This is a genomic window from Kitasatospora albolonga (genome assembly GCA_002082585.1).
Lineage (GTDB): Bacteria > Actinomycetota > Actinomycetes > Streptomycetales > Streptomycetaceae > Streptomyces > Streptomyces stephensoniae.
Genome location: CP020563.1, coordinates 1 through 25,631, shown reverse-complemented (window position 1 = coordinate 25,631; position 25,631 = coordinate 1). Strand labels below are relative to the sequence as shown.

At 72.4% G+C, this 25,631-nt stretch carries 15 protein-coding genes and 3 pseudogenes; 8 read left to right on the top strand and 10 right to left on the bottom strand.

Annotated features, from left to right (window positions below; genetic code table 11):
- The first annotated feature begins 102 nt into the window (after positions 1 to 102).
- From B7C62_00090 to B7C62_00065, 6 genes are all read left to right on the top strand, one after another.
- Positions 103 to 1,206 (top strand): LacI family transcriptional regulator, encoded by a 1,104-nt coding sequence (locus B7C62_00090; GenBank protein ID ARF70820.1) that lies wholly within the window; start codon positions 103 to 105, stop codon positions 1,204 to 1,206.
- A gap of 220 nt (positions 1,207 to 1,426) precedes the next feature.
- The gene (locus tag B7C62_00085) at positions 1,427 to 2,734 is read left to right on the top strand and encodes an ABC transporter substrate-binding protein (protein ID ARF70819.1); all 1,308 of its coding nucleotides are present in this window, start codon (positions 1,427 to 1,429) and stop codon (positions 2,732 to 2,734) included.
- A gap of 408 nt (positions 2,735 to 3,142) precedes the next feature.
- Positions 3,143 to 3,991 carry a sugar ABC transporter permease gene (locus B7C62_00080; protein ARF76905.1) on the top strand — a complete coding sequence of 283 codons (849 nt, stop codon included), beginning with the start codon at positions 3,143 to 3,145 and terminating at the stop codon, positions 3,989 to 3,991.
- Positions 3,988 to 4,917 carry a sugar ABC transporter permease gene (locus B7C62_00075; protein ARF70818.1) on the top strand — a complete coding sequence of 310 codons (930 nt, stop codon included), beginning with the start codon at positions 3,988 to 3,990 and terminating at the stop codon, positions 4,915 to 4,917. Before B7C62_00080 ends, B7C62_00075 begins: the two co-directional genes overlap by 4 nt.
- 44 nt (positions 4,918 to 4,961) lie before the next feature.
- Complete coding sequence (locus B7C62_00070; GenBank protein ARF76904.1) at positions 4,962 to 5,948, top strand: hydroxyacid dehydrogenase; 987 nt, start codon at positions 4,962 to 4,964, stop codon at positions 5,946 to 5,948.
- Between the two features lie 47 nt (positions 5,949 to 5,995).
- Positions 5,996 to 6,877, top strand: coding sequence for a phosphodiesterase (locus B7C62_00065; GenBank protein ID ARF70817.1), 882 nt, complete (start codon positions 5,996 to 5,998; stop codon positions 6,875 to 6,877).
- Positions 6,878 to 6,898: 21 nt separating this feature from the next.
- Here the strand turns inward: B7C62_00065 and B7C62_00060 are convergent, their stop codons facing one another.
- The 3 genes from B7C62_00060 to B7C62_00050 form a co-directional block, all read right to left on the bottom strand.
- Positions 6,899 to 7,768 (bottom strand): fructose-bisphosphate aldolase, encoded by an 870-nt coding sequence (locus tag B7C62_00060; GenBank protein ID ARF70816.1) that lies wholly within the window; start codon positions 7,766 to 7,768, stop codon positions 6,899 to 6,901.
- 89 nt (positions 7,769 to 7,857) lie between these two features.
- On the bottom strand, positions 7,858 to 8,742 hold the full coding sequence (locus tag B7C62_00055; GenBank protein ID ARF70815.1) for a sugar isomerase: 885 nt from the start codon (positions 8,740 to 8,742) through the stop codon (positions 7,858 to 7,860).
- A 187-nt stretch (positions 8,743 to 8,929) separates the two neighbouring features.
- Positions 8,930 to 11,140: a helicase gene (locus B7C62_00050; protein ID ARF70814.1), complete on the bottom strand. Its 2,211-nt coding sequence runs from the start codon at positions 11,138 to 11,140 to the stop codon at positions 8,930 to 8,932.
- A gap of 334 nt (positions 11,141 to 11,474) precedes the next feature.
- On the opposite strand from B7C62_00050, the gene B7C62_00045 reads away from it, so the two are divergent.
- On the top strand, positions 11,475 to 11,729 hold the full coding sequence (locus tag B7C62_00045; GenBank protein ARF70813.1) for a hypothetical protein: 255 nt from the start codon (positions 11,475 to 11,477) through the stop codon (positions 11,727 to 11,729).
- Between the two features lie 79 nt (positions 11,730 to 11,808).
- On the opposite strand, the gene B7C62_00040 is transcribed toward B7C62_00045, so the two are convergent.
- A complete protein-coding gene (locus B7C62_00040; GenBank protein ID ARF70812.1) occupies positions 11,809 to 12,237 on the bottom strand; it encodes a pyridoxamine 5'-phosphate oxidase in 429 nt (142 codons plus the stop codon).
- Between B7C62_00040 and B7C62_00035 the strand changes: the two genes are divergently transcribed.
- The gene (locus B7C62_00035; protein ARF70811.1) at positions 12,223 to 12,546 is read left to right on the top strand and encodes a hypothetical protein; all 324 of its coding nucleotides are present in this window, start codon (positions 12,223 to 12,225) and stop codon (positions 12,544 to 12,546) included. The genes B7C62_00040 and B7C62_00035 overlap by 15 nt on opposite strands.
- A 272-nt stretch (positions 12,547 to 12,818) precedes the next feature.
- Here the strand turns inward: B7C62_00035 and B7C62_00030 are convergent, their stop codons facing one another.
- From B7C62_00030 to B7C62_00005, 6 genes and pseudogenes are all read right to left on the bottom strand, one after another.
- A complete protein-coding gene (locus tag B7C62_00030) occupies positions 12,819 to 13,601 on the bottom strand; it encodes a hypothetical protein (protein ID ARF70810.1) in 783 nt (260 codons plus the stop codon).
- Between the two features lie 951 nt (positions 13,602 to 14,552).
- Positions 14,553 to 15,098, bottom strand: a complete 546-nt coding sequence (locus B7C62_00025; GenBank protein ARF76903.1) for a hypothetical protein — start codon at positions 15,096 to 15,098, stop codon at positions 14,553 to 14,555.
- 232 nt (positions 15,099 to 15,330) lie between these two features.
- Positions 15,331 to 15,636 (bottom strand): annotated as a pseudogene (locus B7C62_00020) (hypothetical protein).
- Positions 15,537 to 17,816, bottom strand: coding sequence for a hypothetical protein (locus B7C62_00015; protein ARF70809.1), 2,280 nt, complete (start codon positions 17,814 to 17,816; stop codon positions 15,537 to 15,539). Before B7C62_00015 ends, B7C62_00020 begins: the two are co-directional and overlap by 100 nt.
- 256 nt (positions 17,817 to 18,072) lie before the next feature.
- Positions 18,073 to 18,990, bottom strand: a pseudogene (locus B7C62_00010) (hypothetical protein).
- Between the two features lie 262 nt (positions 18,991 to 19,252).
- Positions 19,253 to 25,503 (bottom strand): annotated as a pseudogene (locus tag B7C62_00005) (hypothetical protein).
- Positions 25,504 to 25,631: the final 128 nt, after the last annotated feature.

Here is a 25,631-nt window from a genome sequence, read left to right as displayed (position 1 = left end):
ATGTGATCGATATGGTTGAGGGGTGCCGTACGGAGGTGTCACGGGCCCCTGTCCCCGCCTCCGGCCCCACGGCCACAGCCGTCTCCGAGACCAGGGGGAACCATGCGACTCCACGTCGACCAGCGCCACGAGCGGGTGCTCCAGCTCGTCCGCGAACGGGGCAGCCTCCGCGTCGCCGAACTCGCCGAGGAGCTCGGCATGTCCGCGGTCACCCTGCGCCGGGACGTCGAGGCGCTCGCCGCCCAGGGGCTGGTGCAGCGGATGCACGGGGCCGTGGTCTGGCCCTCCGGTTCGCCCGGCCCCGCCCCCGCCCCCGCCGCGCCCTCCGCCGAGGGCCTGGTGGTGGGCATGGTCGTCCCGACCACCGAGTACTACTACGCGGACGTCGTGCGCGGCGCCCGGGAGACGGTGGAGGCCGCCGGTGCCCGGCTGACCATCGGGCTCTCCCACTACCTCCCCGACGAGGACGCCGCCCAGGCCCGCCGCCTGCTCTCCACCGGCGCCGACGGCCTTCTCCTGACGCCGAGCTGGGAGCGCGGCCGGCCGGAGCCGGGGGAGGGGCTGTGGGTGGCCGAACAGGAGACCCCGGTCGTCCTGGTGGAGCGCTGGGGCCCCCTCGGCCACCCGGTGGCGGGCCTGGACCGGGTCCGCTCCGACCATGCGCACGGGGCCGCCGAGGCGGTGGCGCACCTCGCCGGGCTCGGCCACCGGTCCATCGCCCTCGCCGTCCAGGAGAGCCCCACCGCCCCCCGGCTCAGGGCCGGTTACACGGCGGCCGTCGAGGCCCTGGGGCTGAGCCCCGTCGCCCCGTCGCCCCTTCAGGACGCCCCGTCGCGCTCCGAGACCGACCGTTTCGAGCGGACGCTGGAGTACCTGTGCGAGGGCGTGGCGAGCGGCGACGTCACCGCCGCGATCGTGCACAGCGACGCGGACGCCATCGTGCTCATCCCGCGCCTCCAGGCCCGGGGCGTCCGGGTGCCGGAGGACCTCGCGGTGATCGCGTACGACGACGAGGTGGCGGGCCTGGCCGATCTGCCGCTCACCGCCGTGGCACCGGACAAGCACGCGGTCGGCGCGGCGGCGGCGAAGCTCCTGCTCTCCCGGCTGGGCGCGCCCGGCGAGGGGTCCGCCGCCCGCCGCCACCTCGACATCCTGCCCACGCTGAGGGTGAGGGTCTCATGCGGAGCCGCCGCTGCCCGCCCCTGACGCGATGCGCCCCTCGGGGACGCTGCTTCAAGGCCAACAGGCCCTGCGGACAAGGGTTTTCGCGCGCTCCGACGCACCGAGACCCCGGCCCTCCCGGCCATCGCGCGATGATCGATTCGATTGAATTGGTCATTTGCTCTTGACGGTGATCGGTTCTGCGCAAAATGATGTGTGCCGTTCGCCTCATCTCCCGCAGCCCGAGGTCCCGTAGGAGCCGGCCATGCCCTGTACGAACCGCACCACCCGCCTCGCCCTCGCCGCGTCCGCCGCCTCACTGGCCCTGCTCGCCACCGCCTGCGGCGGCGGCTCGGGCCCGGACGCGTCGGGCCCCGGCGACGGCAAGCCCGTCACGCTCACGTTCTGGTCGGCCACCGCGGGCGCCAAGGAGACGGCCGAGGCGTTCAACGAGACGCAGTCCGGCATCAAGGTGAAGTTCTCGCTCGTCCCGGCGGGCCCCGAGGGCGTCACCAAGCTCTCGAACGCGGTCAAGGGCGGCAACGCCCCCGACATCGCCACCATGGACTACTCCGCCCTCCCCGAGTACGCCAGCGAGGGCAACCTCGAGAACCTCACCGCGAGCTCCGGCGACCTGGTGAAGAAGGAGTTCCCCGAGGCGGTGCAGTCCCTCGTCAACCTCGGCGGCTCCACCTGGGCGGTCCCCTTCGACGTGACCCCCATCCAGCTCTACTACCGCAAGGACCTCTTCAAGAAGTACGGCGTCGAGGTGCCCACCACCTGGGCCGAGTACCGCAAGGCCGCCGAGAAGATCCAGCAGGGCGACCCGGACCTCACCATCACCAACTTCGGCGGCGGCGACCCCGCCCTCCTGTCCGGCCTCGCCTGGCAGGCCGGCGCCCAGTGGTACGGCACCGAGGGCGACGCCTGGAAGGTGAACATCGACGACCCCGACTCCCGGAAGGTCGCCGCCTACTGGGACGGCCTCCTCAAGGACGGCCTCGCCTCCGAGACCCCGCTCTGGGGCGAGGGCGAGACCAAGGAACGCGCCACCGGCAAGGTCGCCACCATCATCGGCGCCGCCTGGAGCGCGGGGAACTTCCCCGTCAGCTACCCCGACAGCAAGGGCAAGTGGGGCATAGCCCCGCTACCCACCTGGGACGGCACACCGAGCACCGGCATGTACGGCGGCACCTCCTACATCGTCCCCAAGGGCAGCAAGCACACCGAAGCGGCGGCCCGGTTCATCAAGTGGGTCACCACCGACCCCGAGGCCATGACCGCCCGCCTCAGCTCCCTCAAGACCCCCAGCAGCGCCCTGCCCGCCAACGAGGGCATGCGCTCCGCCGCGGCCAAGGAGTTCGACGGCTCCTACTTCGGCGGCCAGGACGTCTACCAGCTCGCAGGCGAGGCCGCCGCCACCATCGTGCCCGGCTGGACCTGGGGCCCGGTCCAGCAGCAGGTCACCTCGGCGCAGATGGCGGCCGGGGGAGACCACACCAAGATGCTGAGCGCCGGACAGGCGAGGGGCGAGAAGGCGGTAACCGACCGCGGCCTGAAGCTCGCCCAGTAGCCCGGCGCCCGCCTGCCGGACGCCCGCCCGGCGCCCAAGACCCGGCGCCCGTACGGCGCTCGCCTGCCCGGCGCCTACCCGCCCGCCGCCTGGCATCCGTCCTGCGCCTACCCGCCCGGCACCCGGCATCCGTCCGTGCGCCTGCCCGGCACTCACCCGGCGGCGGGCGCGCGACAGGGGCCCGCAGACGCCCGCCCCCTCACCGCCCGCCCCCTCACCGCCCCACCCCGGGCGCCCGCCTCTCCCCTCCCGTCCAACCTGCCGAAGGAGCACCAGGTGGCAGCCCCCCTCACCCGGCCGGCCAAGACCCCTCCACCCCCGGCCGACGGCCCCGCCGGAGCGGAAGGCCCCCGCACCCCCGGGGGCCCGGGCGCCCGGCGCGGACAGCGCCGGGCCGTGGCCCTGTTCATGGTGCCGTTCTTCGCCCTCTTCACCGCCGTCACCGTCCTGCCGATGCTCTACGCGGCCTGGATGAGCCTCTTCCGCGAGGAGTCTTCCGGCCTCGGATTCGGCGGCACCGAGCGGGTCTTCGCCGGGTTCGGCAACTTCGCCGAAGCCCTCGGCGACGAGGCGTTCCTCCGCTCGTTCGGAAACATCGCCCTCTACTGCGTGCTCTACATCCCCGCCATGGTCGGCGGCGCGCTCATCCTCGCCCTGCTCGTCGACTCGACCATGGCCCGGGCCCGCCGCTTCTTCCAGATCGCCTACTTCCTGCCGCACGCGGTGCCGGGGCTGATCGCCTCGCTCATCTGGCTCTACCTCTACACCCCGGGGCTCAGCCCGATCACCGAAGTGCTCGACACACTCGGCGCGAACTGGAACTTCTTCGGCCAGGACGAGGCGATCTACTCCGTCGTCAACATCTCCGCCTGGCAGTGGACCGGCTACAACATGATCATCTTCTACGCGGGGCTCCAGGCGGTCCCGCGCGAGGTCCTGGAGGCCGCGACCGTCGACGGCTCCGGCGCCCTGCGCACCGCGTTCCAGATCAAGGTCCCCATGATCCGGCCCACGGTCGTCCTCACCCTCCTCTTCACCTGCGTCGGCGCCATCCAGCTCTTCGACGCCCCCAAACTCGTCCAGCTCCGCGCCAACACCATGGGCGAGGACTGGTCGCCGACCATGTTCATCTACACCGCGGCCTTCAAGGGCCACGACTACGGCCTGGCCGCCGCGAGCTCCCTGCTGCTCGCCCTCGTCGCCGGCCTGCTGTCCTTCGTCGTCACCAAGCTCGGCAACCGGTGGAAGGCATCATGAGCACCCAGACAGCCACCCCCGACGCACCACCGGCCCCCACGCCACGCCCCGGCACCGGACGCCGCCCCTCGCCCCCGCCCGCCCGGCGCACCCGGGGCCTCACCTCACGGGTCATGGTCAACGGCGTACTCGCCGTCGTCGCCGTCTACACCCTCATGCCGCTGACCTGGCTGCTCATCGCCGCCACCAAGAACTACCGCGACCTCTTCGCGACCAACCCCTTCAGCCTCGGCGACTTCCACCTCCTGTCCAACCTCGACGCCCTCTTCGCGTACAACGACGGGCTGTACGGCCGCTGGCTGCTCAACAGCCTCCTCTACACGCTCGTCGCGGCCGTCCTCTCCACCCTGGTCTCCGTCGCCTGCGGCTACGCCTTCGACAAGTACGCCTTCCGGGGCAAGGAGAAGCTGTTCGGCGTCGTCCTCGTCGGCGTCCTCATCCCCTCCACCGTCGTCCAGCTGCCGCTGTACCTGATGGCCTCACGGCTCGGCCTCGTCGACACCTACTGGGCCGTCCTGATCCCCAGCCTCGTCAACCCGTTCGGCGTCTATCTGGCCCGGGTCTTCTCCGAGGGGTACGTGCCGGGCGAGGTCCTGGAAGCCGCCCGGGTCGACGGGGCTGGGGAGCTCCAGACCTTCACCAAGGTCGCCCTGCCGATGCTCGCACCCGGCTTCGTGACCATCTTCCTGTTCTCGTTCACCGCCAACTGGAACAACTTCTACGGTGCGTTGATGATGCTCAACGACGAGCGCCTCTACCCCGTCAACCTCGGCCTGTTCATGTGGAACCAGAACGTCTACCAGCAGCCCGAGCTGTACCCCCTGGTCATCATCGGCTCGCTGGTCGCCGTCGTCCCGCTGATCGTCGCCTTCCTCTGCCTCCAGCGCTTCTGGCGCTCGGGCCTCACCGCAGGAGCCGTCAAGTGAACCGCCCCGCCCACGCGTCCCGTCGCCCCCGTACCGTCCTGGCGATGAGCGGGGAGACCCGCGACGCGATCCTCCGCCCGGCGGCCCTGGACCGCCTCGCCCGGGTCGCGGAGGTGCAACCCGCCCTGCTCGTCACCGACTTCGGCGCCGACGACCCGGCCCAGCGCGCCGCACTGAGCGAGGCCGAGGCCCTCTTTACCGGCTGGGGCTGCCCGCCCCTGGACGCCTGCGCCCTGGAGGCCATGCCCCGCCTGCGGACCGTCGTGCACGCGGCGGGCTCCGTGAAGCACCACATCACCCAGGACGTCTGGGACCGGGGCATCACCGTCTCCACGGCCGCCACCGCCAACGCCCTCCCGGTCGCGGAGTACACGGTCGCGGCGATCCTCTTCGCCAACAAGAACGTCCTGGAGAGCGCCCGCCTCTACCGGGAGTCCCGCAGCCGGGTCAACCTGCTCACCGCCTTCCCGGCCATCGGCAACTACCGCCGCACGGTGGGGATCGTGGGTGCCTCCCGCATCGGCCGCAGGGTCGCGGAGCTGCTGCGCCCCTTCGACCTGCGCCTCCTGGTGCACGACCCGTACCTGGACGAGGAGAGCGCACAGGCCCTCGGCGCCGAGCGCACCGACCTGGACACCCTCGCCCGGCAGAGCGACGTCGTCACGATCCACGCCCCCGAACTCCCGCAGACCCGCCACCTGTTCGACGCCGGGCGGCTCGCCCTCATGCGGGACGGCGCGACGCTCATCAACACGGCACGCGGCTCACTGGTCGAGACCGACGCACTGGTCAAGGAACTGGTCACCGGCCGCATCGACGCCGTACTCGACCACACGGACCCCGAAGTGCTGCCCACCGACTCGCCGTTGTACGAACTGCCCAACGTCCTGCTCACCCCGCACATCGCCGGCTCCCAGGGCGGCGAGCTCCACCGCCTGGCCGACGCGGCGGTCGACGAGCTCGAACGGTACGCGCAGGGGCTGCCGTTCGCCCACGCGGTGGACCCCCGTACCCTCCACCAGCAGGCGTGACCCGTACCCGTATCCGTACCTCCGCACAGCTCCCCGGAAGGCCCGCCATGTCCCGTGCCCGCCGTGTGCTCGTCGTCGGCATCGACGGCGTACGCCTCGACACGCTCGGCCGTGTCCCCACCCCGCACCTCGACACGGTCGCCGACGCCGGATTCCTGGCCCCCGTCACGATCGACGAGACCACCCCCACCATGTCCGGCCCGTGCTGGGCCACGATCGCCACCGGCGTACGCGTCACCAAACACGCCGTGTGGTCCAACGACTTCAGCGGCCACCGCCTCGGCGTCTTCCCGGACTTCACCACCCGCCTGGCCCGCCAGGACGGCCGCCGCACCTATGTCGCGGCGGCCTGGGAACCCCTGGTCACCGTGGCCGACGGCGGTCCGATGTTCCGCCGCCCCACCCGCCTCACCCACCACGCCCCGGCCGCCGACACCCCGCAGGCGTGGGAGGACGCGGACGAGGCGACCGTGCGCGACGCCGTCGCCGTACTGACCGGCGAGGACCCCGAAGCCTCCTTCGTCTACCTCGGCGCCCCCGACGAGACCGCCCACCACCTCGGCTGCGGCACCGCGTACGAGCAGGCCATCGCTACGGCCGACCGCCGCCTCGGCCGTCTCCTGGCTGCCCTGCGCGCCCGCCCGGCGTACGACGGGGAGCTCTGGACCGTCCTCGTCGTCACCGACCACGGGCACCGGGACGAGGGCGGCCACGGCGGGGCGAGCGAGGCCGAACGCACGGCGTGGCTGGCCTGTTCGGGCCCGGACATCACACCGGGCGCCCGCCCCGTACGCCCGGTGCGCCACGAGGACGTCGCCGCCCAGGTGTACGCCGCGCTCGACCGGACCCCCGACTCCCACTGGACCCTCGACGGCACCGCCGTACAGACGCGGCCGCGGGCGGCCCTGAGTACGGTGCGGCACGTGTAGGCGCGGTGCCTTTCTTATGCCTTACGCCGCTTTCGCGGAGGGCCCGGACAGGACCGCCATCAGCCGGCTCACCGTCCGGGCCATCGCCTCCCGGCCCTGGGCGAGATACGCGCGGGGATCGACACCCCGCTCGTCCTGCGCGAGGCGCTCCCGTATCGCACCGGTCATCGCGATGTTCAGCGCGGTGCCGATGTTGACCTTGGTGATCCCCCCGGCCACGGCCCGTGCCAGCTCCTCGTCGGACGCGCCGGACGAACCGTGCAGCACCAGCGGCACCGGCACGGCCGTACGGAGCCGGGCCAGCAGCCCGTGGTCGATCCGGGCGTCCCGCGAGGTCATGGCGTGCGAGGTGCCCACCGCCACGGCCAGCGCGTCCACCCCGGTGGCGGCGACGAAGGCGAGCGCCTCCTCCGGGTCCGTACGGGCCCCGGGCGCATGGGCGTCCAGCGGGGCCTCCCCGTTCTTGCCGCCCACCTGACCGAGCTCGGCCTCCAGCCAGAGCCCGTTCCCGTGCGCCCATACGACGGCGGCGCGGGTGGCTACCAGGTTCTCGGCGTACGGCAGCCGGGCGGCGTCGAACATCGCCGAGCCGAACCCGCACTCCGCCGCCTGGTGCAGCAGCTCGGGGGAGTGGACGTGGTCGAGGTGGAGGCCGACGGGGACGGCGGCGGCCCGGGCCGTCTCCCGGGCGGCCCGGGCCAGGGGCCGCAGCCGACCGCCGTGGTACTTGACCGCGTTCTCGCTGATCTGGAGGATCACCGGCGCCCGTGCCGCCTCCGCTCCCTCGACGATCGCTTCCGCGTGTTCCAGGGTGATGACGTTGAACGCGGCGACCGCACCGCGCCGGGCTGCGGCTTCGGCGATCAGCTCGCCGGTGGCGGCGATGGGCATGGCAACTCCGGGGTGAGAGGCCGCCGGACGGGAGGTATGCCGTCGGGCGGTGGTCAAGGGCCTTTCAGCAGGCAGTCCCTGATGATGCGTCAGGGAGTGCCGAGGATGACCGAGCGCGTCAGATGGCGCGGCCGGTCCGGGTCGAGGCCGCGCGCGCCCGCGATGGCCAGGGCCAGCCGCTGCACCCGGACCAGCTCCGCCAGCGGGTCGAGGCCGCCAGCCACCCAGCGGGCCCCGGTCGCGTGGACCTCGTCGGAGAGGCCGGAGGGGGCGTCACCGAGCATCCAGGTGGCGGTGGAGTGGGTGGAGATGCTGATCGGGCCGTGCCGGTACTCCATCGCCGGATACGCCTCGCTCCAGGCGAGCGCCGCCTCCCGCATCTTCAGCGCCGCCTCGTTGGCCAGCCCCACGCTCCAGCCCCGCCCGAGGAAGGTGAACTGGCCGCACTCCACCAGCCCGGCCGGGAGCGGCTCGGCGAGTGCGACCTGCGCGTCCTCCACGACCGCGTCGGTGTGCAGGCCCAGGTGGGAGCGGAGCAGGGTCAGGGCCGAGGTCGCGAACCGGGTCTGCACGACGGACTTCTCATCGGCGAAGCCGAGGACCACCGCGTCGTCGGCCAGCGCCGCCATGGGGGTGTCGGGGTCCCCGATGACCACGGTCCGCCGTGTGGTGCCCCGGGCCCGCGTGAGCAGTTCGAGCACCTCGGTCGTGGTGCCGGAGCGGCTCAGCGCCACGATCCGGTCGTAGCGGCGGCCGACGGGGAACTCCGACGCGGCGAAGGCGTCGGTCTCGCCCTGACCGCTGCCCTCGCGGAGGGCGGCGTACGCCTGGGCCATGAAGTACGAGGTGCCGCAGCCGACGACGGCGATGCGCTCCCCGGCCGCCGGAAGCTGCCCCGCCGCCCCGGCCGCCAGGTCCGCCGCCCGCTGCCAGCAGTCGGGCTGGCTGGCCAGCTCCCGTGCCACATGCGTCATCCGAATCTCCCCATCCCACGCGCGCGATGCTCGAAGCTGCATATTAGGCGCGAGTTTCGAGCATTATCAAGCACGAGGCCATGCGCACTCCGTGCCGGGACGCAGACGCACTCGGCGCCGGGACGCAGAACGGCGAACGCCCCCGGACGGACCGGGGGGCGTGGCGGAAGGGGGAGAGACGGCCGGTTCAGCGCAGCGCCGGGGGCAGCCCCTCCCGGTGGACGATCCCCAGCCGCTGCGTGGCCCGGGTCAGCGCCACGTACAGATCGCTCGTCCCGTACCGGCCGGGCTCCACGACCAGCACATGGTCGAACTCCAGCCCCTTGGCCTGCCGCGGATCGAGCAGCACCACCGACCGGGTGAGATCGGGCTCGGCCCCCGCCACCACCCCCTCCAGCGCCCCGGCGACCTCCTCGTGCAGCTCACGCGGCGCGATCACCGCGAGCCGCCCCTCCCGCGGGGTCAGCTCCGCGACGGCCTCCGCCACCGCGCCCGCCAGATCCCCACCGGCGTCCCGCGTCCACGGTTCCTCACCGGTGGACCGCACCGAACCGGGCGCCACGAACGAGGGGTTCCGCTCCCGTACGACACGGGCGGCCAGCTCCATGATCTCGGCGGGCGTACGGTAGTTGACCCCGAGCGTCACATGCTCGAAGCGGTCACCGACGTACGGCTGGAGGATCTTCTCCCACGAACCCACACCCGCCTCCTCGGACGTCTGGGCCGGATCGCCGACCAGGGTCAGCGAACGGGTCGGCGACCGGCGCATCAGCAGCCGCCACGCCATGGGCGACAGCTCCTGCGCCTCGTCCACGATGATGTGGCCGAACGCCCAGGTCCGGTCGGCGGCGGCCCGCTCGGCGGCGCTGCGGTGGTCGATCTCCTCGTGCCGCTCCGCCATGCGCTCGGCGTCGATGATGTCGTGGGCGGCGAGCACCTCCGACTCCTCGTCCTCGAACTCGTACGTCTCCGAACCCCGCGACAGCTCCAACAGCCCCTGCGCGTAGGCGATCCGCTCCTGGCGCTCGGCCTCCGCCGCGACCCGCTCGGCACTGTCGTCGACCCCGAGCAGCTCGGCCGCCTCGTCGAGCAGCGGTACGTCGGCCGGGGTCCACGCCCCGTCACCGGGCGCCCGCCGCAGCGCGTCCGCGTCCGCCTCCGGTACGTACACGGGCTCGGCCAAATACCCGGCGAGGAACTCCTGCGGGGTGAGCACGGGCCACAGCGACTCGATGGCCTCGTGCACCTCCCCGCTCATCGCGACGGCCTTGCCGAGCTGCGCGATGTCGTCCGGACCGAGGAAGTTGGGCCCGCCGTACGGGTCGGCGCCGATGCGCTCGGTGAGCTGCGCGGTCAGCGCGTCGATGATCCGGAACGCGAAGTGCGGGCGGGCGAGGTTGTGCGGCAGCAGGGTGTCCCGGGCCGCCTGCCGGGCCTCGTAGGCGATCTCCCAGTCGACGACCAGCTCCCCGTCGTCGTGCGGGATGACCAACGGGGCCCCGGGCTCCGGCAGTTGCTGCCGATCGCGGACGGCGAGGGCGAGCGCATCCGCCATGTGCGCCCCGCCCTTCACGGCCGCCGCGCGGGGTGTGTCGGTGCCGGCGGCGTGGACACCCGGGAAGAGTTCGGCCTGGGTGGCGAGCAGGACCCCGGTCTCCCCGAGCGCGGGCAGCACCTCCGCGATGTAGCGGAGAAAGGCCGGGTTGGGCCCCACGATCAGCACCGCGCGCTTGGCCAGCACCTCGCGGTGCTCGTACAGCAGAAAGGCGGCCCGGTGCAGCGCGACCGCCGTCTTTCCCGTGCCGGGCCCGCCCTCGACGACGAGGACCCCGCGGTGCGGGGCGCGGATGATGCGGTCCTGCTCCGCCTGGATGGTCCGCACGATGTCGCCCATCCGGCCGGTGCGGGCCGAGTTCAGCGCGGCCAGCAGGACGGCGTCCCCGTTCGGGTCCTCGAAACCGGTCCGGTCCTCGTCCCCCAGATCCAGGATCTCGTCGTGCAGCTCGGTGACCGTACGCCCCTCGGTGCTGATGTGCCGACGCCGCCGCAGCCCCATCGGCACATGCCCGGTGGCGAGATAGAAGGGCCGGGCGACCGGCGCACGCCAGTCGATCAGAAGAGGCGTGCGCTCGGTGTCGTCCTCGCGGATACCGATACGGCCGATATGGTGCGCGGCGCCGCCGGAAAGGTCGATGCGCCCGAAACACAGCGACCCGTGCACCGCGTTCAGCGCGGCGAGCAGCCCCGAGCGTTCCGCGACCAGCACATCGCGCTCCAGCCGGGCCTGCAACCCGGTCCCGACCGGCGTCAGCGCCTCCTCGACGTCCTGGGCCGCCACTCCGCGGAGCTCGTCGACCCGCGCGTGGACACGGTCGACGAATTCCTGCTCTTTCTGCAATTCGACGGCTTCCCGGTTTGACAAAACGGCTCCCTGCCGGATATGGTTCTTTTTATGAGGCCCCCGTGCGGGGCCTTTCTTCATGAGCACATGAAGAATCCAATATACGCGAGAAAATGCCCGGCACACAATTGTGTGCCGGGCATTTTCTGTGGGTGGAAGGGGGGCGTCGCACAGTGCGGGAAGGGGACCGCGCGGTGCCGGAGGACGGGGTGTGCGCCCGTCCAGGTGTATTGCCTCTGGCATGTGCGTGTCCGCCCTGCCGTCGCGCGCCTCGTGCGTAACGGTTGGGGCTCCGCACGATCCGTTACGCAGTTGCTGAGAAGGAGCACCCATGCTTCGTCGTATCGCCATCACCCTCGCGGCCGCCGCCACCGCCGGTCTCGTGGCGGCCACGCCCGCCGTCGCCGACGGCGGCTGGGAGGCCGGAAAGGCCGGCGCGGGCTACCAGGCGATCGAAGCCCACCGCGGCCACGCCGAGTACACCAACCTCGGTGGCCCGTACGGGATCACCTACGCCGAGGAGAGCCGCCACGACTTCGCGGCCGAGCGCGGCTACCTCTACGCCGAGTACCTGCACGGCCACTGATCCACCGGCTCCAGCTGTGCGCAGGGCCCGCCCCCGAGGGGGCGGGCCCTGTTCTCTGTTCACCGGCCCCGCCGACGGCTCAGAATCCGCCGAGGTCCGAACTCAGCCAGCGCTGGGGCCGCATGTGGATGACCACCTGCTCGCCGTGTTCCTTCCAGGCGAAGTCGACATAGGCGTCGACCTTCTCCGCGGGCAGATAGCGGGCCGAGATCTCCACCAACTGCTCACGGGTGGCGGGGAGCGTCGAGACGACAGGGCCCTCCACGGACACGTAACGGACGGTCGGTTCGACACGGTCGACCATCAGGGTGAACCGCTCCGCTCCGGCGATCAGCCTCCCCTTGCGGGAGTCGCGCCCGGTCATGATCCAGAGGTCGCCTCCGGGCGCGTACTGGTACCAGATCGGCACGGTGAGCGGGGCGCGCCCCTCCTCCGCCGAGTCCACGGCCAGCGCGGCGACATGGGGTTCGGCCAGGAACTGTTCACGCTCGTCGTGGGTGAGAGCCACAGATACTCCTCCATCGCGGGATGTCCTGCGCCCAGGTTGCCGCACTTTGTGATTGGCGGCTGCCCGGACGGTGACATCGTCGTACGTCGCCTGTCTGCGGGGCTGTGGACGTCCGGCGGTACGACGGTGCTGTTGTCAGGGGTGTCGAAGTCGGCGGTGGGCCGGATCATCGATCGCCTCGGACCGATGCTCGCTCTCCAGCCCCGCCAGCGGTTCGCCAAGGACATCGTGCTCATCGTGGACGGCACCCTGGTGCCCACCCGGGGTTGTGTGTTGGTTTGTGTTGGGGTTGATGGTGTGGGTGTGTAGGTGGAGTGGTGCGGCGTGTGTTTTGGTGGTTTGGGTTGTGTGCCAGTAGGTCTGGGCGGTGGGTGTGGTGACGGTGCCGTGGACGAGTGGTAGGTCTGTTGTGGAGGCGTGGAGGAGTGATTCGAGTCTGCAGGAGGCGATGGTGTTGGGGAGTTGGGGTTGTGTGAGGTAGCCCGTGATGGCGGCGGGTGGGAGTCCTTGGGCGAGGTGGCGTTGGACGGGGCCGATGTGCAGTAGTCCGCCGCCGGCGATGAGGACGTCTTTGGTGCGGGTCATCCGGGTGATGGCGCGTGTGGTGTCGAAGCAGTGGGGAAGGAGTCGTCGATGACGGTTGTGCCGGGGTGGAGGCGGTCGATGTCGAGGAGTGTGGCGTCGCCGCTGACTGCTGTGACGATCAGCCGGGCTTTGTAGACGGTATCGGGGAGTTCCCGGTCTGATTCGAGTATGTCGATGGTGTTGGCGAGGCCGTGTTGGCGGAGGTGTTCGGCGAGTTGGTTGAGGCGTGGCCGGCTGCCGGGCAGGTCGCAGAGCAGGAGCCGGGCGGGTGGGGTGGGGGCCTGGCTGAGCAGTAGTTCCAGGGAGGAGGAGCCGATTGAGCCGAGTCCTACGAAGGCGACGGTGAGGTCGCCGAGTTGTTGTCCGGTGGCGTCGAGTGCGGCGTGGACGGTTTTGACGACGGAGACGACGGTTGTGGCGTGGCCGGTGGTGACGGCTGCGGTGGTGGTGGCGCGTAGGACGTCGAATCCGTAGTTGGTGTGTGAGGGGATCATGCCGGCGAGGGAGACGGTCCGGGCGCCGAGGGACGAGGCGAGGTCCACGCCGTGGACGGTGTGTCGTAGGAGGGTTTCGCCGGGGGCGAGTTCGTCGGCGAAGAGCGGTATGCATACGAAGCCGGAACGCCCCAGTGGTGTGCTGAGGGTTTCCAGGAGCCGTGGGTGTCCGTCGGGGAAGAGCAGGGTCCGCAGTTCTTCGCGGGGGAGTGCCGTTTCGGGGAGCTGTGCGAGGTGGGCGAGGTGGGCGGGGGAGGGCAGGTAGCCGATGAGGGCTGCGTCCATGGGCTGTTCCTGCCGGGCTATGCCCTGCCCCTGCCCCTGCCCCGGTCCCTGCCCCGGTCCCGGCCTCGGGCTCGGCCTTGGCCCTGGTCCTGGTCGCGGTGCGGTCCGGTTCCCGGTGCTCCGCTGTTCCGTGACCTGTCCGGTGGGGACTTGTCCGGCCGGTCCCTGTCCGGCGGGGGTGGTCGGGGTGGGGGTGGCCGGGGGCTGTTTCAGGGCTGGTGCGGCGGTCTGGGTGGGTGTGGCTGGTGGGGGTGTGTCTGCGGCGTGGTTCAGGTCGTCGCGTACCGCGTCTGCGAGGGTGGCGAGGTCTTGCGGGGTGAGTGCTGTGGCCGATGCGCGGAAGGTGAGCCGCAGTCGTCCGGAGTCCAGGGCGGCGGCCAGGAATACGTCCGTGCCGACCGGAGGCGGTGTGTACTCGCTGTCGCTGTTGTCCTGGGTGATGGTCAGTGTCTGTCCGCTCTGTGGTTCCAGGGCGGTGAAGTCGAGGTAGGTGAAGAAGAACTGTGAGGTCAGGGGCAGTCCGTGGGGCAGGGCCGGCACGGGGCCGTCGTGGATCTGTGCTGCGGTGGCCTCGGCGGCGATGTGCCGCAGGTCGTTCTCGAAGCCCGCGGTGGGGGCCGCCCGGACTCCGGGCCGGCCGGGCGCAGGGGTACGGCGGTGGCGTAGGGGCCGAATACCCGGTGTGCGTCGGGCAGGGAGGGGTTCCGGCCGCTGACGGCGAGGCCGAGTATCAGGTCGCTCTGCCCGGTCGTTGTGGCGAGTGCCGGTAGTACGCGGTGAGTACGGGGGTGTGGAGGGAGGTGCTGTTGCGGGAGGCGAGGTCGCGGAGCTTTGTCACCTGGCCGGTGCCGATCGTGAACCCGTGTGTGTGGAAGGGGGTGTGGGGGCCCGTTGTCTTCCGGCTGCTGTTTTTGGCTTCCTTGCCCAGTACGGGCAGGTGGTAGGGCGCGTTCAGCCGTGTCCACCGGTCCTCGCTGCCCGGCTGCTGCGCTGTAACAGTGCCTGTTTCGGGGCCTGTTGAGGTGGCCGAGCCGTTTCGTGCGGGGAGGTGGGTGGCGTGGTCGCGGAAGGTGCCGCGCAGTGGGGCAGGGCAGGGTCCTCGCCCCGGGACAGGGCGTCGTACGTGGTTGTCAGTTCGCGGATCAGGAGTGCCGCGCTGTATCCGTCGCCGATGATGTGGTGGGCGTGGACCAGGAGGACGTGTTCGTCGGGGGTGAGGGTGAGTACGCGCAGGCGCAGCAGTGGCCAGGCCAGGGTTCGAAGCGGCGTGTGCGTTCGGCGGCGACCCGGGTTTCCACGTCGTGGGGGTCGGTGAGGGTCTCGAAGTCGACGGGCAGGCGCAGGGAGGGCGGGAGTTCCTGCTGGATGGCCGGTCGTGTTCCGGCGGGGAAGACGGTGCGCAGCATGGGGTGCCGGGCCACGAGGGTGTCGACGGTGCTCTGGAAGCGGGTGGTGTCGAGGGGGCCGTGCAGGCGCAGCCGGGTGATCCAGGACGATGTTGTGCCCGGTGCGATGGCCTCGGCCAGCAGGAAGCCCTGCTGGGTGGGTGTGAGCGGGAAGGGCGTGGGCCCGCCCCGGCCCGGCCCCGCCCTGGTCCGGGCTTGGTCGTCCGTTGCTGCCGGGGTCGTGCCGGGTTTCTGTGCCGGGGGCTCTCTGTCTGTTTTCCGTACCGGGGCTGCGCTGCGCCTGCGCCTGCGGTGGTGGTGTCTGCTGCTGTGGTGGTGTCCAGGGTGGCGGCGAGGGAGGTGAGGGTGCGGTTGTGGTAGATGACGGTGGGCCGGGGGAGCACCCCGCCCTGCTGCTTTTCCAGTTGGGCGAATACTTCGAGGACGAGCAGGGAGTCGCCGCCCAGGGTGAAGAAGTCGTCCTCGCGGCATATGTCGTCGGTCTGGAGCAGTGCGGACCAGATGCGGGCCAGCCGGATTTCGGTCGGTGTCACGGGCGGTGTGCGGGGGGTGTTGCCGGGCTTTGCCGCCGCTTCCTCTTTCCCCGCCGTCTGCTGTTCCTGCGCTGCTTCGTGCGCTGCTTCGTGCACCGTTTCGTGCGCCGTTTCGTGCGCCGTTTCGTGTTCGTGTTTGTGTCTGTTTTCCGGTGGCGTGTCCGTGTGGAGCGAGGGCAGTTGGCGGCGGTCGATCTTGCCTGTGCGGTGAGGGGCATTTTGTCCAGGGTGGTGATGCGGGAGGGGAGCATGTACGGCGGCAGTGCCTGGGCGAGGTGGAGGCGGAGTGCCATGGGGTCCGGGCCGGGGGTTCCGGGCCGGGGGGTGACGAAGGCGGTGAGGCGTTTGCCGTGGAGGAGGACGACGGCCTGGGTGATGTCGGGGTGGGTCTGGAGCACCGCTTCGATCTCGCCGGGCTCGACCCGGTTGCCCCGGACTTTCACCTGGTCGTCCAGGCGTCCGAGGAAGTCCAGGGTGCCGTCCTCGGACATCCGTACCCGGTCGCCGCTGCGGTACCAGCGTTTGCCCCGCCGGGTTGTGAACGCGGCTTCGGTCAGGGCCGGTTCGCCGAGGTAGCCGGGGGTCAGCCCGGTCCCGGTGATGAGGAGCTCGCCGGGTTCGCCGGGCCGCCGGGTCTCCCCGTCGGGGCCGACGACCTCGACCTCCGTACCGGAGACGGGGCGGCCGATGGGCAGGTGCCGTACGTGGTCGCCGGGGCGGGTGCGGATGATGTGGCAGGTCGTGTTGATGGTCGCTTCGGTGGGGCCGTAGAGGTTGGCGATGTGCTGGCTGCTGCCGAAGAGGTCGAACCAGCGGCGTACGTGGGCGGGTGAGAGGGTCTCGCCGCCGACGTGGAGCCATCTCAGCGCCGACAGGTCGGGCGGGGTGCGCCGGAGCGGACCCGTTCCTCGGAGGCGGTGAGGAGCTGTTCCCAGAGGGTGGGTACGGAGCTCCACACGGTGATCCGGGTGCGTTCGACGTGTGTCAGGAGGAGTTCGGGTCGCGCAGGAGGTCCCGGTCCACGGTGACCACGGTCGCGCCGGTGAGCAGGGGGCGAGGAGCTGGCGTACGGAGGCGTCGAAGCAGAGGGATGCGGTCTGGGCGAGGCGGTCGTGCTCGTTGTAACCGAAGGTGCTGATGGCCCAGTTGAGGTAGTTCTCCATCGAGCGGTAGGTGATCGGGACGGCTTTGGGGCGGCCGGTGGACCCGGAGGTGAAGATGACGTAGGCGAGTGAGTCCGGGTCGGCGGGGCGGTCCGGGGCGGTGGCTTTTTCGGGGCCGTCCGTCTGCTGCGGGGCGGGCTCGGGTGTGTCGGCGGAGATCAGGGTGATGTCGCCGAGGGTTTCGCCCGTCGCCCGGGTGGCCGCGTGGCAGAGGACGGTGCGGGTGCCTGAGCGGGTGAGCTGGTCGGTGAGGCGTGCGGGCGGGTGGCTGGGGTCGAGCGGTACCCAGCCGCGCCTGTGCGCAGGACGGCGACGACCGAGACGACGGTGTCGGGGCCGGGTTCGGTGAGGAGTCCGACGAGGCTTCCCGGGGTGACGCCGGTGGCCAGGAGCCGGGCCGCCAGTGTGCGGGAGGCGCGGTCGAGTTCCCCGTACGTCAAAGTGCCTGTCCCCGTTCCGGTTCCCGTTCCGGTTCCCGTTCCGGTTCCCGTTCCGGTTCCCGTTCCGGTTCCCGTTCCGGTTCCCGTTTCGGTTCCCGTTCCGGTTCCCGTTCCGGTTCCGTTTCGGTTCCCGTTCCGGTTCCCGTTCCGGTTCCCGTTCCCGTGCCGGTGCCTGTCCGATGCCCGTCCCCGTCCCCGTCCCCGTGCTGGTGCTGGTGCCGGTGTCGACGGCGACCGCGTCGGGGTGGCACGGAACCGGGCGAGGAGCCGTTCCACGATGGTGGTTCCCTGGGCAGGGGCAGGGGTGGTTCCTGGGGTGAGGGTGCTCAGTTCGTTGTGGAAGTCGCGGTCCAGGCGGGCCACTGTTGCCGGGTCGAAGAGGCGGGCGGGGTAGTTCCAGGAGAGGCGCAGGGTTGTGCCGTCCTGCCAGCACAGCAGGCTGAGGCGGGTTGTGGGGGTTCCGGTTCCGGCTGCGGTCGGCCGTACGGTCACCGGGCAGTGTTCGTCGAGGGTGGCGGGGAAGCGGGCGAAGCTGAAACCGGCCGGGCTCGCTGTCCGCAGCCCTGTGCCCGGTCGGCCCGGGGGCAGCAGCCGGGCCAGGTCGAGGCTGGTGGGTGTTGCGTGCTGCTCGTTCTCCAGCCAGATCCGCCCGACCCGTTCGGCCAGGGCCCATACCGGTTCGTCCGGGTCGGTCTCGCAGAGGAGGGGGAGGGTGTCGGCCAGTGGCCCGACGAGCCGGTCCAGGCCCGGTAGCCGTCCCTCGCGCCGGGCGCGGGCGACGTTGACGGTGATCCCGCGCTGTCCGCTCCAGCGGGCCAGGCAGCGTATCTGGGTGGCGAGCAGGAGGTGGAACAGGCTGACTCCGTGGGCGGCGGCGCGTTCTTCCAGCAGGGTGGTGAGTGCCGGGGTGAGGGCGCTCTGGTGGGCGGTCAGGGGAGCCGCGGGGAGGGTGGCGGGGTCGCTGTCGTAGGGCAGTTGCAGTGTTCCGTCCGGCCGGTCAGCCGGTGTGACCAGTACCGCAGGTCGGCGGCGAGGGCGGTGGAGCCCGTCGTGGAGGAGCGCTCCTGGGCGGCCGCGGCCGCGTACCGGGCGAAGTCGGCGGCGAGGGCGGGCAGTGGCGGCGCGCCCCCTCCCTCCTTTTTGCCCCCGCCCTCTTCCTTTTGGAGGGGCTGCCCGTGGGTGAGAGCGGTGTAGAGGGCCCAGAGCTCCTGGGCGAGGACGTTGAGGCTGTAGCCGTCCCCGGCGGCGTGGTGGATCACCAGCACGAGATGGGCCAGGTCCGGGCTTTCCCGGGCGAGGAGTGCGCGTACGGGGGGTTCGGCGGCCAGGTCGAAGGGCCGGTTGCGCAGGGCGGTTTCGAGGTCCTCGATCCGGCCGTGGCACTCCCGTGCCTCGTACCAGGCGGACAGTGCTGTGGGCGGTGCGATGTGCTGCTGAGGGCCTGCTGTGCTGTTGTCGTTGCTGCTGTTGTGGATGCGGAGGCGGAGCATGGTGTGCCGGTCGGCGAGCGCGGTGAGTGCGTGTTCGAGGAGTCCGGTGTCCAGGGGGCCCTGGACGGTCTGGCGGACGTAGCCGTGGGCCGGGAGGCCGGGGTGGAGCCGGCTGCTGGTGTGGAGGGCCAGTTGGACGGGGGTGAGCGGGAACGGTACGCCGTCCGCGACGGGGGAGGGGGCCGCCAGGGCTACTGGGGGCACCGGGGGTGTTGGTGGGGGGTCGGTGGGGGTGTCGAGGTGTGCGGCGAGTTCGCGGACGGTCCGGTACTCGAAGAAGAGTGTGGCGGGCAGCGCGGTGCCCAGTTCGCGTTCGAGCTGCCGTACGAGGTCGACGGCGGCGAGTGAGTCGAGTCCAGGGTGAGGAACGGCTCGTCGTCGGGGATCTGGGCGGGCGGCAGCCGCAGCGCACCGGCCAGGAGCCGGCGCAGCAGGGCGGCGGTGCCGGTACCCGTTTCCGTACGGGTGCCGCTGCCGGGTATCCGCTCCGTGGCGGGCGCCGGGCTGCTCAACGGCGCGGACGACGGCTCGTTCAAGGACGACGGCCTGTGCGGGGCAGACGGCGTGTGCGGGGGTGAGGGCGTGTGCGGGGGTGAGGGCGGGTGGGGGGCCGGGGGTGTCAGATCGGCGAGCAGTACCTGTGCGGTATCGGCCCGCAGGCCGTACGGAGTGCCGCCAGGGCGGGTGCGGTGGCGACCGGCAGGCTTCCGGCCCGTTGTACGGGGGCGGGGCCCGGCGCCGTCCGTGTGCCGAGACCGGTGGCCATGCCCGTCCCGGCGATCGCGGCGAGGTTCACGGACTGCCACGGCCTGCCCGCCCGCCGCTGCGACGCGGCGAACGCGTCGAGGAAGGCGTTGGCTCCGGCGTAGTCGCCCAGGGCGCCCGCCAGGCCGGGGAGCAGGGCGCAGACCGAGGAGAACGCCACGCAGACCGCGGGGTGGAGGCCGTGCCGTCGCAGCCCGAGGGAGAGCAGCACGGTGCCCCGGGTCTTGGCGGCCAGGGCCTGGGCGGTCTCGTCCGTGTTCCGGTTGCGCAGGGTGCCGGGGCGTACCACTCCGGCCGCGTGGAACAGGGCGTCCAGGCGCGGCAGCTGGGAGAGGAGTGTGTCGGTGTCCTGCTCGGAGGTGATGTCGGCCGTGTGGTAGTGGGCGGTTGCGCCGAGCGTGCGGAGTTCCTCGAGGAGTCCGGCGGGGGGCCGGGTGAGCGCCCGGCGAGTACGAGGGTGGGGCGGCCGCGTGCGGCCAGGTCCCGGGCGAGCGCGCCGCCGATTCCGCCGCCGCCTCCGGTGATGAGGAAGGTCCCGTCGGGCGGCAGCGGGGGCGGTGCCGCGGTGCCCGGTGCCAGGGGGACGGTGCCACGGACGAGTCTGCGGCCCGCACGCCGGGCGACGGTGGTGGCCTGCCCGGGGGCGGTGTGTGCCCGGAGTTCGGCGAGTACGGCGTCGAGCCGCTGGGCGGGGGTGTCCAGTGAGCAGAGGTCGAGGGCGGTGGCCGAGCAGCCCGGGGTCTCCTGAGGCAGGGCCAGCAGCAGCCCGTTCAGCATGGCGTGGGCCGGCCGCGGCCGTTCGGGGGCGGCGCCCGTGGTGTGGACGTCTTCCGTGAGCACGACCAGCCGGCCGGCCTGGGTCGCATCGAGCAGGGCGAGAGCCTCGTCGAAGGCGGCCAGTGCGGCATTCTGCGCCGCCCCGAGCGTGTCGGCGTCGTCCTGGGCGGGCGCGGGCCGGCCACCAGGACCACGGCGTCCGGCGGCCCGTCGCCCGGGGCGTGCAGGCGCAGGCCCGCGGCGGAGAGCTCCCGGCGAGCCGGTCGGCCGACGGGGCGTCAGACCCGGTCAGCAGCACGGAAAGCGCCGCGTCCGGCAGGGTTTCGGGCAGGGGGGCGTCCTCCCACAGCACCTGGTGGAGCAGCGGGTTCACCGGCGGGTCGGCGGCCCAGTACCGCCGCCGCTGGAAGGGGTAGGGAGGCACCGGAACCCGCTGGTGGCCGGTGTCGAGCGAGGTGCGGTCCAGCGGTACACCGCGCGCCCACAGCCGCCCGGCGGTCTCCAGGAGCGCGCCGCGCCCGTCGTGCCGCAGCGGCCGGTCGCCGGAGTCTCCCGGCAGGGCGGGTATCACCATTACCCGCCCGCACGGACCACTGCCGCCGCCGCTGGGGCTGCCTTCGGTTCCGGTGTTCCCGCCGCCACTGGCGTCCGGGCCTCCCGCACGCCGTACCCCAGCCCAGCAGCAGTCGAAGCCGCAGCCGCAGCCGCAGTCGAAGCCGCCGAAGCCGCATCCGCAGCCGAAGCCGTCGCATCCGTATCCGCGGTCGCAGCCGCTGCTGCCGCGTGGGCCGCGCCCGACAGGGTCGCCCGTGCCCGATCTCCACGAACGTGTCGAATCCCTCCCCGGCCATGCGCTCCACGGCGGCCCCGAACAGCACGGGCCGCAGGGCGTGGCCGCGCAGGTACTCGGGGCTGAGGACGGGCTGCCACTGTGCGGTGACGGTGCTCATCAGCGCGATGGCCGGGGGTGGAGGGTGAGTGCGCGGGCGGCGTCGGCGAGCCGGCCGGCGACCGGCTGCATGAGCGGTGAGTGGAAGGCGCGCGAGACGTGCAGGCGGCGTACGGGGACACCCGGGCGCTGAGGTCGCGGGCGGCGCGTTCGACGGCGGGGACGGTGCCGGAGAGGACCTGGAGCCCGGGGCCGTTGTACGCGGCCACGGTGAGGTCACCGCCGGCCCCGGCCACCGTGTCGGCGACCGCGTCGGCGGCGGGCTTCTCTGCGGCGCGGACGGCGAGCATGGCGCCGGGCCCGGTGAGCGTCCCATCAGGCGGCCGCGTTCGGCCGCGAACCGTACGGCGTCCTTCAGGGTCAGTATCCCGGCGGTACAGGCGGCGGTGATCTCCCCGACGCTGTGCCCGGCGACGGCGTCGGGCTCCACGCCCCAGTCCGCAGCTGCCGGGCGAGGGCGACCCCGGAAGCGACGAGCAGAGGCTGCGCCACCTCCGTCATGGTCCGGCCGGCGGGGTCCGTCCCGGGGTCCAGGGCCCAGTCCACAAGGGGCCGCCCGTTCACGGCCCGGCAAGCGCGGACGCCTCGTCCAGGGTGTCGCGGAACACCGGCGCCGTACGGTACAGGGCCCGGTCCCGGCCCGGGACCGGGCGCCCTGCCCGGGAAACAGGAAGACCAGGCGTGCCCGGTTGGGGGCAAGGCCCTCGATGCGTGCGGCAGGCATGCCGAGCCGGTCCCGCAGATCACCGTCCGCGACGACGGCGAGGCGGTGGGGGCCCTCGTCGCGGGATGTGCTCGCGCTCAGGCAGACGTCCCCTTCGTCGAGCTCCGGGTGCTCGTCCAGGCGGGCGGCCAGCTGTGCTGCCGCCTCCCGGAGTCCGGCGGCGCTGCGGGCCGACAGGGTCAGCAGATGGGGCCCGGTGCCGTGGCCGGCGGACGGGGTGCGGGGGCGGGGGGCGGGCCTGTTCGAGGACGGCGTGTGCGTTGGTGCCGCCGAACCCGAAGGCGTTGACGCCCGCCACGAGCGGCCCGGCACCGGTCCACTCCCGGGCCTCGGTCACCACGGAGAACCCGGCGGGTGCGAGCCCCGGCGCGGGCGGTGCGTGGTGGAGCGATGCGGGGAGCCTGCGGTGGCCCAGGGCGAGGACGACCTTCACCAGGGAGGGCAGGGCGGCCGCGTTGAGGAGATGGCCGATGTTCGTCTTCACCGAACCGAGCAGCCGGGGCTCGCCATCAGCCCGTACGGGAAAGGCGTGGGCGAGCGACCGCAGCTCGATCGGGTCACCCACGGCCGTACCCGTGCCGTGGGCCTCCACGTAGGAGACCGCGGCGGGGTCGGTACCGGCTTCCTCGTACGCCCGGGTGATGACCTCGCGCTGCCGCAGCGGGTTGGGTGCCATGAGGCTCATCGACCGGCCGTCGTTGTTGACGGCCGTGCCCCGGACCACCGCGAGTACCGGGTCGCCGGTGGTGCGGGCGGTGTCCAGCCGGGTCAGGACGAGGGCGGCGCCGCCCTCGCCGGGTACGAAACCGTCGGCACGGGCGCTGAAGGCGCGGCTGCGGCCGGTGGGGGAGAGAGCCTGCGCCTCCTCCAGCAGCCGGTGGCCGGTGGAGGTGAGGTGGAGGTTGACACCGCCGACGACGGCGAGGTCGCACTCGCCGTCCAGGAGGCTGCGCCGTGCCAGGTGCAGGGCCACCAGCCCCGACGAGCAGGCGGTGTCCACGGCGAGGGCCGGCCCGTCGAGGTCGAGGCTCTGGGAGACCCGGGCGGCGATGAGGCTGGGCAGGTTCCCGGTGAGAGCACCGTGCACAGGAACCCCCTCGGCGCGGGCGCGGTCCAGGACGCTCCGGTAGCCGCTGTCCCCGACGGCGGCGAAGACACCGATCCTGCGCCCGCGCCGTCGGGGCCCGGCGTATCCGGCCCGCTCCAGGGCCTCGTGCGCGAGTTCCAGGAAGAGCCGCGCCTGCGGGTCCAGCGCGCGGGCCTCCTCCTCGCCGATGCCGAAGTATTCGGCATCGAACCGGTCCACCCCGTCGAGCAGGCCCGCCCAGCGCTTCCCCTCCGCCGCCCCCTGCTCGTTCCACCGCTCTTCCGGTACGGGGGTGACGGCGTCGTGTCCGCTGCTGAGCAGGTCCCAGAACGCCTCGGGGGTATCGGCGCCGGGGAACCGGCACGCCATCGAGATGACAGCTGCGACGGGGTTGCCCTGACCGCTGTTCCGGCTCGCCCGCCGCTCGCTCTCCGGGGCGTCCAGGGCGGACGGCGAACGATCCGGGACAGCGGTCAGAAGATGACCGGCGAGCGCGGCGACGGTCCCGTGGTCGCGGATCACCGCCGGAGGCAGAGTCACACCGAAGGCGTCCTCCAGCCCGGCGAGAACCTCCATGGCCCGCAGAGACGTCCCGCCGAGGCTCCCGAACGGCTGGTCGCGCCCGATGGACGGCGCGGGAAGACCCAGCACACGCGCCCACACCTCCCGTACGGCCTGTTCGGTCTCCGACCGCGTACGGGGAGCGCCGACGCGCCCGGACCGCCCGCCCACACCCCCAGCCCCGGCCGGTTCCCCGCCTTCCGGCTTCTCCCGGCCGCCCGGCGCTTCCCGGCCTTCCGGCTCCGCTCCGCCCCCGGGCGCTTCCCGGCCCCCCGGTTCCTCTCCACCCTCCGACTTCTCTCCGCCCCTCGGCTTCTCCCCGCTCCCCGGCCCTTCCCGGCCGCCCGGCTTCTCCCCGCCCCTCAGCTCTTCCTGCTCCCCGGCCTCGAACCGCTCCCGCAGACGCTGCCGCTGGAGCTTCCCGCTCGTGGTACGGGGGAACGCGGCCGGGGGCAGGGCCAGCACCCGTACATCGTCGTGGAGGAGAGCTTCGCGTACCCGGGAGGCGACCTGGTCGAGCACCTCCTGGGCCTCCTGAGGGGGGCGGGCCCAGGGGACGAACACCACGACGCGTTCCGCACCGGTCACGGGGTCGGTCGAGCCGATCACCGCAGGGGCGCCCGGAGGCAGCCCGGGGGTGGCCGCGGCGACCGCTTCCATGTCCGGGGCGTGGAAGGTGCGCCCGTTGAGGAACAGGACGTCCTTGTGCCGCCCGGTGACGCACAGCCGTCCGTTGCGCAGGAACCCGAGGTCGCCGGTCCGCAGCCACCCGTCGGCGAACACGCCGGCACTCACGTGGGGGAGGCCGTGGTAGCCACGGGCGAGCTGGGGCCCGCTGACCATGATGTGCCCGACTCTTCGTTCACCGAGGTCCCTCCCCTCCTCGTCGGTGATCCGTACGGCGCAGCCCGCCACGGGCGGCCCGACGTCCATCAGCTCGACAACCCCTTCGCTCCCGCAGCCTGTTACGGCGTCGACCGCTGCTCCCCGGCTGAGTGAGGCGCGGTCCAGGGCGAGGGGCCGGGCGGTTTCTCCGGGGGGCGGGAAGGTCACGGCGAGGGTGGCTTCGGCCAGCCCGTAGACCGGCTGGGCGGCCGAGGCGGCGAGCCTGGCCGGGCGCGTCTTGCGGGCGAAGTCCCGCCATACCGCAGGAGCGATGGGCTCGGCGCCCACGAGCATCAGCCGCACGGCGGAGAGGTCCAGCCGCGCGAGGGTTTCGTCGGGGACCCGCCGTACGGCCAGGGCCAGGGCGAAGTTGGCGGCGGAGAGCACGGTGCCCCGGTGCCGGGCGGCGGCCTCGAACCACACCTGGGGCCGTTTCGCGAAGGCCAGCGGCCCGATCTTGATCTGCTTGGCCCGGGCGGCCAGGGGGGCGAGGTGGGTACCGATGAGTCCCATGTCGTGGAAGTACGGCATCCAGCTGACCACGACGTCGTCCGGGCCCAGGGCCGAGGCGCCCCGTATCTGCTCCAGGTTGGCGAGCACCGCACGATGGGTGACCTCCACCCCCTTGGGCGCACCGGTGCTCCCGGAGGAGAACTGCACGAACGCGACCTGGTCCGCCCCGGCCCGGACGGGCTCCCGCAGCACGGGACCCTCCCGCAGCACATCAACCGTCAGAGAAGTTACGCCACCGGGGAGTTCAGCCACCACCGGCGAGGAGGCCGCGTCCACGACGAGCGGCGGCCGCCCCAGGTGCTCCCAGACCGGCAGGACACGCCGGGCGTCGGGGGCCAGCGGCACGGGCACGAGCCCCGCGGCGAGCGCACCCCAGAACATCGGCTGGAAGTCCTCGCTGCGGTCGGCCAGCAGCGGCACACAGGTCCCCGGCGCGACCCCGGCCCCACGGAGGCCGCCGGCCACGCGCAGCGCGTCGTCGAGGAGTTCGCGCAGAGTGACGGTCAGTTCGCTGCCGTCGCCGCGCACATGGACGACGACCTGCCCGGGAGCCTCACGGACCGCGCCCAGCAGGACATCCAGCAGCGTCATGTCGTCGTTCACAGGCATGTAGGTCCGTTCTCCACACGCGCGGAACGCCCCCACGCACTGAATGATTTTCCCTGCCGAGGGAACCGGCCCCCGGAAAAGATCCTAAAAGGCCCTGGCCACGGGGGATTCAGCCGACGGGAGGAGAC

Bases quoted from the DNA above. Each gene is read 5' to 3' on its own strand.
- B7C62_00060 (ARF70816.1), bottom strand. From the start codon at position 7,768: ATGCCCATCGCCGCCACCGGCGAGCTGATCGCCGAAGCCGCAGCCCGG.
- B7C62_00090 (ARF70820.1), top strand. From the start codon at position 103: ATGCGACTCCACGTCGACCAGCGCCACGAGCGGGTGCTCCAGCTCGTC.
- B7C62_00080 (ARF76905.1), top strand. From the start codon at position 3,143: ATGGTGCCGTTCTTCGCCCTCTTCACCGCCGTCACCGTCCTGCCGATG.
- B7C62_00015 (ARF70809.1), bottom strand. From the start codon at position 17,816: ATGGGCCCTGGCCGAACGGGTCGGGCGGATCTGGCTGGAGAACGAGCA.
- B7C62_00085 (ARF70819.1), top strand. From the start codon at position 1,427: ATGCCCTGTACGAACCGCACCACCCGCCTCGCCCTCGCCGCGTCCGCC.
- B7C62_00070 (ARF76904.1), top strand. From the start codon at position 4,962: ATGAGCGGGGAGACCCGCGACGCGATCCTCCGCCCGGCGGCCCTGGAC.
- B7C62_00030 (ARF70810.1), bottom strand. From the start codon at position 13,601: ATGGACGCAGCCCTCATCGGCTACCTGCCCTCCCCCGCCCACCTCGCC.
- B7C62_00075 (ARF70818.1), top strand. From the start codon at position 3,988: ATGAGCACCCAGACAGCCACCCCCGACGCACCACCGGCCCCCACGCCA.
- B7C62_00055 (ARF70815.1), bottom strand. From the start codon at position 8,742: ATGACGCATGTGGCACGGGAGCTGGCCAGCCAGCCCGACTGCTGGCAG.
- B7C62_00045 (ARF70813.1), top strand. From the start codon at position 11,475: ATGCTTCGTCGTATCGCCATCACCCTCGCGGCCGCCGCCACCGCCGGT.
- B7C62_00065 (ARF70817.1), top strand. From the start codon at position 5,996: ATGTCCCGTGCCCGCCGTGTGCTCGTCGTCGGCATCGACGGCGTACGC.